Raw genomic sequence first — 12,309 nt, forward strand, 5'->3', positions numbered from 1 at the left:
ATTCTTTGAAGGCCGCATCACGCCCGAAACGTGCCCTATCGAGATCGTCAATCCCGGTGACGGCAATGTCAGTGACCGCGTCGCCATGGGCGAAATTCCCATGGGGCGATTCCCCGCTGCCAACGTTGAAGTCCGTGGCGCATCTTTTAACATCCGCGTACCCGACAAAACAGTCTGTGGCATCAGCGAAGACAATGCCTTCGTGAAGTTTGACGGTGCCGCTGATGCCAGCGGCGACTATTTCAGCATTGGTACCAGTGCCGGCACGGCAGAAAACATCTCGATTGTCATCAGGGACAGTTCCAAGGCCTCGATCAAACCTGGTGGAACCTCGGTTGATTACCCACTCAACGCGACAGGCCCAACCGACCTCCGGTTCGACGCCTACTACCGTTCCACTGCCAGCACCGTGACGCACGGCCTTGCATCCGCCCAGGTTCGTTACACCGTCGACTATCAATAATTACGCATAAATTCTGTGCAGTCCTTGCACGGTTAAACCATCCAGGCGTAGTTGTGCGTCTGGATGCAGCGAGTTACCCGATGACCAATCCGTCAACATTCACGATACCCGCCCGCGTCGTTGCTTGTGCCTGCCTGACCTTATTGATGCTTACCCTCTCGGTAAGCAGTCATGCCGCCTTGACATTAAACAACACGCGCCTCGTTTTCAACGGCGACAAACGCAGTACATCCGTCGTTGTTCGAAATCCATCGAAAAGCATCTATGCCGTGCAGGCCTGGATAAATACGGACGCCGACGACAATACGACCAGCGTCCCCTTTGCAACGTCCCCACCGCTGTTCAAGATCAACCCGAACAGTGAACAACTTCTAAAGATAATTGGACTGCCCAATACACTGCCGCACGACCGCGAGTCGCTGTTCTTCTTCAACGTGCAGGAGATTCCGCAAGTCAGCAGCGACACGGGCAATCAACTCAACATCGCCTTGCGCACACGCATCAAACTGTTCTATCGGCCGCACACACTCAAGGGTACGCCGACCGATCACCTGAACTCGCTGACATTTTCCTTGAGCGTACGTAACGGGGTGGAGCAGTTGGTGGTCAAGAACCCATCGCCTTTCCACATCACCTTCAACCGCCTGGAGGTGAATGGCCAAGGCCAGCAAACCACCTTGAAAAACACCGCCATGCTGGAACCCTTTGGCGAAAAAGCCTACCCGCTGACCGGCATCACTCGCGCCTCAAGCCTGCAGGCCCGTTTTTCCATCGTCAATGACTACGGTGGCTTCACCGAACCGCTGAGCGCGCCTATTCAACCGGCCAACTAGGGCCTGCCTCGCACGCAAACAGGAATCGTCATCATGGTCCTCCCCCCACTACGCTGGCGCATTATGCGCCGCCAGCGCAGCGCATTGCTGTGCCTGCTGGGTAGCTCCACCTTGCTCTCAGCGCCCTACTCCCAGGCAGACTCCGGGTTCCAGAGCGGCTTCCTGCGCCAAGTGCCTGGCCAACCGCAAGCAGCGAGTGCCTGGTCGCTGAGCATGTTGACCAGCGATCAGGGGCTCGCGCCTGGCCGCTACCGGGTAGAGGTACAGGTCAATCTTGAACCTGCCGGCCAGCATGAGCTGGACTTCCAGCCAGGCCCGGATGGTGAGCTGCAGCCATGCCTGCCAGCCAGGCTGCTTGGCGAATGGGGAATACGCCTGGACGCTCTGGCCAATCCAGAGGATCAGGCGAGTGCCTGCCTGGACTTGCTGACTGTCGTTCCTGGTGCACAAATCGTCTTCACCCCTACGGATCTGCACCTGGCCATCTCGATTCCGCAGATCGCCATGCGCCGGAACACCGCTAACCAGGTCGACCCTTCCCGCTGGGACAGTGGTATCAATGCCGCTTTCATCAACTATCAGGCCTCCACCCTGAACGGCCGCAATCGCTCCTCTGGCCGTTACACCAGCAACGACCTGTACCTGAACAGTGGTATCAACCTGGGCGAATGGCGCCTGCGCAGTACCCAGTCCTGGCGCCAGGGCAGCCAGGGCAAAACGGAATGGACCCGGGCACAGACCTACGCACAGCGCGATATACCGGGTACCCTCGCCAATCTGACGATTGGCGAAACCTTCACGGACAGGGAAGTGTTCCGTTCGGTGCCAATATCAGGCGTGCGCGTGGCCTCGGACATGGGCATGCTGGCCGACAACCAGCGCGGCTATGCCCCGATCATTCGCGGCGTGGCCCAGAGCCGGGCAAAAGTCGAGATCTGGCAGCATGGTTATCCAATCTACTCGACGTACGTCAGCGCCGGCCCCTACGCCATCGACGACCTGAGTACCGCAGGCAGCGGCGAGCTGGAAGTGGTCGTGACCGAGGCCGATGGCCAGGTCCGCCGCTTCATCCAGCCGTACTCGACCATGAGCAATCTGCTGCGCCCAGGCGTATGGCGTTACAGTGCCACGGTCGGGCGCTACAACCCCTCCAGCGACCTCGAGACCCCTCTGCTCTGGCAAGGCACGCTGGCCGTAGGCTCCTACTGGGACACCACCGTTTACGGCGGCTTGATGGCCAGCGAATTCTACCGCGCGGGCAACCTGGGGTTTAGCAAGGACCTGGGCCACCTGGGTGCAGTGGCCTTCGATGTAACGCAGGCGTCCAGCGCAATCGACAATGCCCATGAGCGCGAGGTGCAAGGTTCCAGTTACGCCCTGAAGTATGCCAAGGCCTTCACCACCCAAACCAACCTGCGCTTTGCCGGATATCGCTATTCGACCCAAGGCTACCGTGACTTCGATGAAGTGGTGCGCCAGCGCAGCCAAGACACTACGTTCAGCGGCAGTCGCCGCAGCCGCCTGGAGGCCTCGGTCCACCAGAGCCTGGGCAGGACCAGCTCGCTGACCCTGACGCTGTCGCAACAGGACTACTGGCGCAGCAATGCCACCCAACGGCAATACCAGTTCAACTTCAACACCCAGCATCGGGGTGTAGGCTACAACCTGTTCGCCTCACAATCGTTGACCGACCGTTACGGCAGTGATCGTCAGTTCGGCCTGAGCGTGACGGTACCCTTGCATTTCGGTCACCGCGCCAATGCGACCTTCGACCTGCAGCACAACGCCAACGGCTACAGCCAGCGCGCCACGCTCAGCGGCAGTGACAGCGCGCTGAGCTACAGCACCAGCCTGAGCCGTGACGAACACGCCCGCAAGACAGCGGCACTGTCACTCGGCCATCAGGCGCCCTATGCCAGCGTGAGTGCTGGCTATACCGAAGCCCACAACTACCGCAGCCTGTCATTGAATGCCAGTGGTGCGGTGCTGCTGCATGCTGACGGGCTGGAGTTCGGCCGATACCTGGGAGATACCGCGGCCTTGATCGAAGTCCCTGGCGTGGCCAATGTGGGCCTGCAAAACGCAACAGGTACGCGCACCAATTCACGCGGCTATGCACTTTTGCCCTACCTGCAACCGTACCGGACCAATTCAGTGGTCCTGGAAACCGACCGTCTCGATCCTGATGTGGAAATCGACAACGGCATCGCCCAGGTAGTGCCTCGCCAGGGTGCAGTGGTAAAGCACCGCTTCGAGGCACGCCGCGTTTCACGCCTTGTACTGACCCTGCACGATACCCAGGGTCAACCGCTGCCCTTTGGGGCCCAGGTGCTGGCCGAGAACGGTACCCAACTCGGCATGGTCGGGCAGGCGGGCCTGGTAATGCTCACCAACCCCAGCCAGGAGCAACCGCTGCAGGTGAGTTGGGGCGACCAGCCCAACGCCGGCTGCCGGGTGCATCTCGATGGACTGGACGCTCCCGTCGTCGACGGCTATCGCCAGCAAACCCTGACCTGTATCTAGCAACCTTCACGCGGTGCAGCCTTACCCACGGCCGTACCGCGCCTTTCAGGACCCCCATGAAAAGCATCAACAAGACCCTTCTCCAGGCGCTGCTCGCCACCTTGGCATGGCCGGCTGCAAACGCCATGGCCATGCCGGTAGACCAGACCCGCTGCGAGTTCGAACCGCTGATCAGCGCAAACCTCAAGGTCCATGTCCGCGACCTGAACACCCTTTATGTGCCACGCGATGCGCGGATCGGCACAACGATCGGCACCCCAGAGCTGTTCGAAGCCACTCTCGACCAGAACAACCTTGCCCTCCTGTGCCGGACCTACGGCGAGCGGATAAATTTCAACTTCCAGGCCGCCCGCGGGGTACATCCTCCGCTGCCTGCGGTTGATGGGCGCTTGCTCGACGTCCCCGTCCTCAGGACCAACATTCCAGGCATCGGAGCGATCGTAGAGTTGCTGCACCCCTTTCTCGGTGGCACCGACCAGTTCATCCCCGACAGCAGGCCACCCAGGGTGCCGTTCACGGCCTATTACGAGCAGACCCTGTTGGGCCCGGCCACGCTAGCCACGTTCAGGCACAGGATCACGCTGGTCAAGACCGGCGATCTGCCGCCCGGCGAGCATCAGCTGGATGGCGTACTGGTGACCGGCCATCTGGACTGGGGAGGCTTTGGCAAAGTTCTGGAATACACCCTCAGGGCAATGGTCATCCAGACCCAGTGCGATGCTTCAGCAGACGTCAGTGCCAACCCGGTGGACCTTGGCGAATGGAGCGTCAACGACTTCACCGGCCCAGGCTTCACCACGCCTCCTGCAGCATTCCAGGTCCGCTTGAGCAACTGCCAGGTGGACCCTGACCCGGGTAACGAGACCCTCGCTACCATCGAACTCGATGGCATCAATGGTTCTCGACCGATTGGCCCTGCGGATGAAAACGTGTTCAGCCTGACCGACGACTCCGCAGCCCGTGGCATAGGTATTCAGATGCTGTACAACGGGGTATCGATGCCCCTGAACAAAGAGATCGACCTGGTACCCCTGACGAGCGATAACGTGCCTTTGAATTTTCAGGCTCGCTTCTACCAGACAGAACCCAACAGCAACCTGCGCCCGGGCTTGGCCAAGGGCGCCTTGAACTTCACCATTCGCTACCGCTGAATGCGACGAGGCCGGTCCCTATACCGGCCTCGTCGCCCCCCCCGGTGCCCTTAGCCAGGGGCCGTGCCGGACAGAATGTTCTCTGGGTCATAGTTGTAGCGACAGCGTTCACCGTCCGGGGTCTCGACCCTGAGCAAACGGTTGAGCCCGTCATACGTCAGTACCCGACCCTGCTCATCACTGATCAGGTTGCCATTGTCGTCGTAACACAAATCGATAGCCAGCTGCGGATCGTATTTGACGATCTTGAACAACTCCTCCAGGTCGTGATCGACGTCATAGCTCCCCAGTAGCGCATCAGGCGGAATGATCCGGCTCATTTGTGCCGGATCGCTATTCTTGAATTCGTACAAGGTCCGCTGGAACGACCCGTCCGGGCGGTAGGTGATCACCGAGAGGATGTTGTCCAGGCCATCGAAGCCGAATATCTGCCTGGCAATGGTTTGACCGGAGGGGTCCACGGGCGCTTCAGGGCCATCACAGGTGTATATCTGCAGCCGCCCGCGCCGATCGTACTGGTAAGTCTCATGCCGCAACAGCGTGGCCTGGCTTTCGTCGCTGCCCTTCGGGCGCTCTTTCAGAATGCGGGACTTCAAACAATCGAACTCATCATAGTCCTGTGCCAACGTTTGCACGGTGTCACCAAAATCGAAGGTCCGCAGGATCTCCCTGTCGAATTCATCGTACTCGAGCAGAATTGCCAAAGCACTCCCGGTGCTGGCATCGGTGGTGGTAATGGACGCCATGCGTCCTTGGCGGTCATACCCGAACGTCGACTCCAGCAGCAGTTGCCCGGAAGGCGCACGCTGCAGCCGGTAGCGAGACCTTTTGGGCTCAGGCGCGTGCAGCGTGGTTTTTTCCAGGCGCCCGACATCGTCGAAATCGTAGAGCTGTGTCTGCCCCAGCACATCCACATAGGCACGCAAGCGACTGCGAAAACTGTAGTCGTAGGCCATGCTGAACACTTCACCATCCACCGTACGCGACTCGCGCTTGACCTCGCCGTTGCTCAGGAAATGGCTACGGTCCAATGTGTAACCGGAATTCTCGTCATCCCCAGGCTCTTCGCAATGGGTAAGCCTGGCATTTTTCAGGTCATACTCGTATTTCGCTTCCTTGCCGGAGAGGACCCGAAGGACGGGCTCTTCACCCAACGCTGGCCGGTACTGGTACTCGATCCGGGTACCATCCGGCGCCTGCACCCAATGCGGTTGCCGCTCACCTGGGTCATATTCGAATTTCTGCTCTCGCCCTCCGGTCTTGGCCACGGTTCGCCGCTCAAGGCCATCGAACACCTGTTCGCCCAACAACACGGCGGCGTTTTCGGTGTTACCCACCTTGATGCTGACCGGCAGGTCATTGCGACTGTGCCCGGCATAGGTGCGATAGACCGTGTTGACTCGATCTGCCAGGCGTTCCTCGCGGACACGGTCGAACGCGTCGTAACGATACTCAACCACACGCTGGCCTGTACCGCTTCCTTGAGCTTCCCTGCTCAGCCGGCCAAGCCCATCGTAGTCATTGACCTGCAAGCTGATACTGGTGCTTCCATCCAGGGCAAATCGCTCGATCCGCACCGGCTTCTCGAACAGGTTGTACCACGTCTCGTTGATGCCGCTGACCCGTGAGTGCTCCACCTCACGCCAGGCGCGATGCACCGGACCGTCCTTGCTCGCCACCTGGTCGATTTCCTCGACTTGAGTCGTGCCATCCGGATTCAGGACAGCGTACCTCTGGCCCCAGTCGTCGTAACTGATGTGGCTGGTCAATTCCAGCAAACCATCACCCAGCCAGTCGATTTCGGTTTCCTCGACCAGCTGGTCCAGTTCGTCGTGACGAGCGCGGTAGATAGGCCGCAAAGCACCAGCATACGTTGCGCTGTCCTTGTCTGCGCGCTCTTCGAAGATGGGACGGCTGAGCCCGTCGAGCAGCGTGTGCGTCTCGACTTGCTTCACGTCATAGGCCCATTGCTGGGCCTGCTCGTTGTCGTATGCGCAGAGGAAGTACTTGTAATTGCGTTCCGCTTCGAAAGGCTTGCCTGGCGCCACGACCTCGCGTGTTACCCGACGCAAAGCGTCGTAGTAGTATCGGATTTCGACACCGTTGTCGTCCAGGTTGAGCAGCGGCTCGCCCGTTTCCAGGGAATGTCGCAAGGTGATGGTCTTGGACTCACCGTCAACGCCCACCAGCTTTTCCAACGTCTGCAGTGCACGCTCATCGTCCGGCAGGGAGTAGCCATAATGGGTCAGGGTATCGAACGGGCTGCCCCCATCGACACCGGGGTAACTGACGGTTTGCTGCCTGACTCGCCCATAGCTGAAGCGCTCGGCCGATTCCTCCTGGTAAAGCTTGCTGATTTTTTCCAGGAACGTACCAGGCGTGCTACCTGATTCGCTCAGGGTCTCGCTTTCCAACAAGCGCCAGGGCTGCTTCAGGTAGCTACCCAACGGGGTCAGCGCCCGGTACTGGAACGCCTGGGTCAAGGTGGCGGCCGCCCCGTGCCCTGTCGCTGCGGGTTGCACGGTCCGGGTCTTCAGGTTGCGCACGAAACCGTGCTCATCCCCCTCCTCCTCGGCCGAGTACCAGACATTGGTTTCCAGTACCTGATTCGGCAACAGGCGAGTCAACACGTTGCCGTGGCTATCATAGCGGGTGACTCGCTTCTCTTCTCGCTGCCGGGACGGGTTGCTGATCAGCGACCAACGCTGGGTTTCGTCATGGGGCAGCTGGAAATAAGGCTCCTGGCTCTCGAACTTGCCAGCCTTGTCAGCGTAACGGGTCAAGGCTTGCAACAGCTTGTCACCCTGAGCGGTGGCTTGCTCGGTGAGCAAATGGAAGCGGTTGAATGTACGCGTGATCGTACGCACCGGCTGCCTGCGCACTTCCTGTATCTGAATCGACTTGTAGGTATAGTCCTCCGACACCTCATAGAGATTGTCCAGGCCCTCATCAGACCACGGGATGGTGCTGCCACCGCCGATGAAGTTGTGCGTGCCGGGGTACTCATACCGCACCACTTTCGCCGCCTGACCAAAGCGTGGATCGGTTTCATGGCGGGTAACCCGAGGCAGATTGTCCCGTGCTGCGCTGCGTGGGAACTCATGCCCGGCGTCCTCGTAGAACACGCGCTCCACCCCACCATAGGGTGTTGTGCACTCACGTACGCACAAGTACCCCAACACGTCCTCATAAGTGAAGCGCCAGCGGGCCTGATTGGCCGTGGGCAGGATGATCTCACTGACCCGGTTGTCGCTTTCGCGCAACGTCATCGCATACCGGGCCAGCGGGCCACCATCATCACCACCGGAAGGGTAGCAAAGCAGTTCGACACGGCTGTTGTCGCTGCGTTGCAGCCTCAGCAGCACGTCACTTTCATCCTGGACCTCGCTCAAACGCATGTGACCCTTGCCGAAGGGTAGGTAACTCAGGTGCAACATGTGCCCCAGCGGTGAATGCAGCTCCACGGGCAAAGCGACTTCGCCCTCTCCCGAGCCCATCACTTGCAGCACCTCGACCAACCCTGAGCGGTGCTCCACGCGAAAACGTGCGGCCCCACCGGGCCCAGGGGGATCCTCATACAGATCGAACTGCCGCAGCTTCTGTTCTTTCATTTCCAGTCGCCCGGTAACCGATGACTTACCGGTAATCCTGTACGCTTCACCACTGCTCAATGTCACGATGTGCTTGCGTACTTGTGTCAGTTGCAGGTTCCAGCCCTTGCCGAATCCAGAATCCTCGCCATTCAAAGGGCTGTAGAACAACGCCAGTTCGAAACCTGGGCCTTGCAAATCATTGCCTTGCAATTCGGGCAGCCTGATCGACACAGTGTATTGCCCGGTGCGAGGATCAACGCCGCTTTCTATATAGGAAGAAAAATTAAAGGCATTGGAATGCACTGAAGTGGAAGTGCTCATCACTTGGCTCCATCAAAGAATCGAGACTATTTACGCGCACTGGACCCTACTTCGCCCGCCGGCACACGAATGACCACACAAGATAGCTTGCCTCTGATATTGCCATGATTATAGACATGCTTAATAAGCTCCAATCCCGCTGTCACCGGGTCGCCTTCACGATGCGCATTGAGCTCTTCGATACTCATCCAACCCGTGGTAGTCGGTTGTTTTGTTGTTTTAACGACAAACCTCCAGTCATAGTTACTATCGTTGCAGCCATCGGACTTAAACGTCACCGTTGTCGTTGAGGGTACATTATTGAATTTGAAGTAGCTAATCGTATCATTCTTACAGTTGGTGTTTGACAAGTTGTAGGGTGCAGGCATACCCGCCACCCCCACGACCGTACATTGCTTGCCACTGGGTAGCCCTGCTTCCATATTCTCGGCGAGCTGAATCGTACCTGGACGAACTGGCTCAGTCGCTGCCTGGCCCACACTGTGGAAGCCGGAAAACATACCGATCACAAGGGCTGCCATGCAATAACGTTTCATACGTGCTCTCCTTCTTGGTAATTACTAAGCCGGGTAATCGAAGTTTGTCTGCCCGTCGGTCGCGAGGGGACCGTGTGGACCAGAATATTACGATCACCGATGGTGTCAGCGGGCAGATAATCGATCTGGATAATATGCAAATTAGCGTGAGCATCGCGCAACTGAACGCGTAACGGTTTACTCAGCTTCTCAAAGAGAGCCCTATGATCGCTTGTACGATTAAAAGGCAGATCCCGCCGACGGTAATTGACAATTGCCAAAAGACCGGGCTGGTACACCGAGCTGACTTCACGTTCGACACCATCGATCAAAGGCTTCGAATCGGGATCAAAGGAAACAAACTTCGGCAGCGGCTCGTTGTAGCCCTGAAAAACATACCCGGTATAACTGCGGTAGTACTCTTCTGGAAAAGAACTTTCCCAGCGCACCATCGAGGTATTCACATCCCTGTCGTTATCACTTTCCTTGGCCTTGACGAATTCGGCGGTATAGAAGGTCCCGTGGTTGTAGCTCAACATCCAGTAATCGTCGGTTTCCGGGTGCAGGTCGAAATCTTCGTGCTCCGGTTCTGTCGAGCCCGAATTACCACCGCCACCCGCCGCCCGTGTGCGGGTAAATGTGTAGTCTGTGGATTTGTAGGCGTCCGGCGTGTGTACCTTGACCTCGATCTCGGCATTCTGATGACGGGTGTCGTTCGAGTAGAACCATCGCCCGGTCCTTGCCTGGAAACCGGCGTAAAAAACTTCCGACGTAGAGGCTCCGCGGCGGTGCAAGAACATCTGCAGGCGGATGGTTCGGTCCTCCGCACCTCGTGGCGCTGCGGGCTGCGGCCCCTGCCCTTCAGTCGCCATGAGACTTTCATTGGCGCGGATGAAATCGTTCGGCTTCAGGTTTGTGCGCCAGACATTGCCAGAGCCCGAGTCAATCCCATCCCCGCACAGAAAAGGAATCTTCATCCCCGACCTGTCGAACAGCGCGATGGAGGCTATCTCGTCCAGACTCAGTTTGTAGTCCTGGCCATTCGCCTGCATGGTTTCGACGGTGACCTCGAGTTCCAGTTGTTGGTAACCATTGGAACCCACAGTGCCGATCACACCGTCAGGGCTCTTGCCGACCGTGAGGGCAAAGCGCTGCAGATCCACCCAGCCGCTGATGGCTTTGACCGCGGTCTCTTTCACCACGCTGTAGCCCGCCGCGAACACGACACCGTTGCGCACCACTTCACAGGTCACTACGTTGGGTTGCGAAACAGCAAGCTCAGAAGCCCGGAAATGGCCCGATGGCGAGACGCTGCCCGGCCCTGCCAGCATCCGCCAACGCCGCGCTTCGTTGGGCATGATACGGTTCACCTCGCTCAGCTGGGTGACCTCACCGTGGCCGAGCCTGGGTACGAAAGGTGGGTCAACCGAAACCAGTGGCTGGTTGTTCACCAGGACAAGCGCGTTGTAGCCCTTTGCCGTTGAACCGGCCTGCAATCGTTGCACGCCCAGAATCCGCCGGCCGGCTTGCTGATCAGGCACAAAGCGCGAGCGCCCATTGCCCAGGCTGGCTATCTGGCCCAGCGGCTGCCCGAGCATTTCAAAGCTGACGTTGCCTTTACCTGCATTCCACAGGTCGATCCCGTTCGCACTCTCTTGCGGGCGATATGCGCCGAAGGCAGGCATCGCCAGCACTGGCTCGGAGATCACCAGCGCGCGGGCGGCGGCATGGTAAGTCTCCTCACCCTGCTTGTATTCAGCTTTGATGATGAATGTCTGCACTTCTTGCCCGATCACTTCCGGTGACGGGGCCGTAAAAAGGCCATTTCCATCGATCGAACCATGCCCTGCGTCATCATGGCTTTGCGGGTTGATCACCGACCAGGCGCTGGCAGTGATTACCTGATCCTTGCCGTCGTACAGCCGGAACTGCTGCGTCTTGCCGGCCGTCACCACGGTGCCCAAGGTCGGTTTCACCGTCAGCTGCGTGCGCAACGGGTCGATATTGCCGAACATGACGCGGTCCAGCGGCGTACTGTCCACCTTCTTGACAAAGGCATTGAGCTCAGGGAACAGCAGTCGGGCGAGCAGCTCCAGGCCGTCGTCGGAGGCATGGCCAAGCATGTCCTTGTTCAGCACCAGCGTTGCCGAGTAACCGCCGTCGGGCAACAGATACGGGTAGCTTGTGCCTGGCGGCTGACCATCGAGCAGGCTATCGCGCAGGCGGATGAACACCAGCACTGCGCCATCGCCGTAGTTGACGGCATCGCGTACTCGCGCACCAGGTGCCGCCTGGGTGCGCAGGATGAAGCCTGTAGGTGTCAGCGGGCCATAACCGGAAAAGTCCACGGTGCCCAGCTCGAACCTGGCGCAACGGCCAGGCATCTCACCCATCCAGGCTTGCAGTGCGTCGATCAGTTGCTGAGCGAGGTCGGGTTTATCGTCGAACAGGTTGCTGGTGAACCGCCCCCCCTTGGCAAGGTTGAGCGCAACGAGGCCGTACGGGTGAACCTCACCGCGCACGGTCTCCAGGTCGACCTCCATCTGCAGCCAGTACCCCGACGCCTCGGTGATCTCGACGCTGCTGACCAACTTGCCACTGTTGTTCACCGTACCTTTGATGATGTTCATGGTCAGGGTTGCTTTGGCATCGCTCGTCGACGCATTGCTGAACGACAGCAAGGGCGTACCGAACTCCAGCGCCTCAACGCTCACGGCCTCCTTCACCCCCACGCCTTCGAACGTGTGACTGAAAGGCGGGAGGTAGCGGTTTTCCTTGAAGCGCGTCAGGTATTGCTGCTCCAGCAAGCGGTTGAGCCGGTCACGGCTATAGACAGCAACCGCCCCCCAGCCTAGCGTTACTGAGCCCTTTTTCATGAGCTCGAGCAGTTCTTCCAGTGAATTGGACATG

General features: G+C 59.0%; 7 protein-coding genes. 4 read left to right on the forward strand and 3 right to left on the reverse strand.

Annotated elements, in window-relative coordinates; all coding sequences use genetic code 11:
* From ACF8RA_RS02890 to ACF8RA_RS02905, 4 genes are all read left to right on the forward strand, one after another.
* Positions 1–463, forward strand: a 463-nt coding sequence (locus tag ACF8RA_RS02890; RefSeq protein ID WP_392518766.1) for a fimbrial protein, incomplete at its 5' end; no start/stop codon positions are given.
* Between the two features lie 80 nt (positions 464–543).
* Positions 544–1,296 (forward strand): molecular chaperone, encoded by a 753-nt coding sequence (locus ACF8RA_RS02895; protein WP_176685442.1) that lies wholly within the window; start codon positions 544–546, stop codon positions 1,294–1,296.
* A 33-nt stretch (positions 1,297–1,329) separates the two neighbouring features.
* Positions 1,330–3,819: a fimbria/pilus outer membrane usher protein gene (locus ACF8RA_RS02900; RefSeq protein WP_392518767.1), complete on the forward strand. Its 2,490-nt coding sequence runs from the start codon at positions 1,330–1,332 to the stop codon at positions 3,817–3,819.
* 56 nt (positions 3,820–3,875) lie between these two features.
* Complete coding sequence (locus tag ACF8RA_RS02905; RefSeq protein WP_392518768.1) at positions 3,876–4,970, forward strand: fimbrial protein; 1,095 nt, start codon at positions 3,876–3,878, stop codon at positions 4,968–4,970.
* A 50-nt stretch (positions 4,971–5,020) separates the two neighbouring features.
* On the opposite strand, the gene ACF8RA_RS02910 is transcribed toward ACF8RA_RS02905, so the two are convergent.
* From ACF8RA_RS02910 to ACF8RA_RS02920, 3 genes are read right to left on the reverse strand one after another with little or no spacing between them, the layout of a single operon-like run.
* The gene (locus ACF8RA_RS02910; protein ID WP_392518769.1) at positions 5,021–8,884 is read right to left on the reverse strand and encodes an RHS repeat domain-containing protein; all 3,864 of its coding nucleotides are present in this window, start codon (positions 8,882–8,884) and stop codon (positions 5,021–5,023) included.
* Positions 8,885–8,910: 26 nt separating this feature from the next.
* On the reverse strand, positions 8,911–9,420 hold the full coding sequence (locus ACF8RA_RS02915) for a hypothetical protein (protein WP_392515089.1): 510 nt from the start codon (positions 9,418–9,420) through the stop codon (positions 8,911–8,913).
* Entirely contained in the window at positions 9,417–12,308 is a 2,892-nt protein-coding gene (locus tag ACF8RA_RS02920) for a hypothetical protein (RefSeq protein ID WP_392518770.1), read from the reverse strand. Before ACF8RA_RS02920 ends, ACF8RA_RS02915 begins: the two co-directional genes overlap by 4 nt.
* Between the last annotated feature and the right edge of the window lies 1 nt (position 12,309).

It is taken from the genome of Pseudomonas sp. FYR_5 (assembly GCF_043106315.1).
Classification (GTDB): domain Bacteria; phylum Pseudomonadota; class Gammaproteobacteria; order Pseudomonadales; family Pseudomonadaceae; genus Aquipseudomonas; species Aquipseudomonas putida_Y.

Coding starts and splice junctions, on each gene's coding strand:
- ACF8RA_RS02895 (WP_176685442.1), top strand. CDS start 544: ATGACCAATCCGTCAACATTCACGATACCCGCCCGCGTCGTTGCTTGT.
- ACF8RA_RS02905 (WP_392518768.1), top strand. CDS start 3,876: ATGAAAAGCATCAACAAGACCCTTCTCCAGGCGCTGCTCGCCACCTTG.
- ACF8RA_RS02915 (WP_392515089.1), bottom strand. CDS start 9,420: ATGAAACGTTATTGCATGGCAGCCCTTGTGATCGGTATGTTTTCCGGC.
- ACF8RA_RS02900 (WP_392518767.1), top strand. CDS start 1,330: ATGGTCCTCCCCCCACTACGCTGGCGCATTATGCGCCGCCAGCGCAGC.
- ACF8RA_RS02920 (WP_392518770.1), bottom strand. CDS start 12,308: ATGTCCAATTCACTGGAAGAACTGCTCGAGCTCATGAAAAAGGGCTCA.
- ACF8RA_RS02910 (WP_392518769.1), bottom strand. CDS start 8,884: ATGAGCACTTCCACTTCAGTGCATTCCAATGCCTTTAATTTTTCTTCC.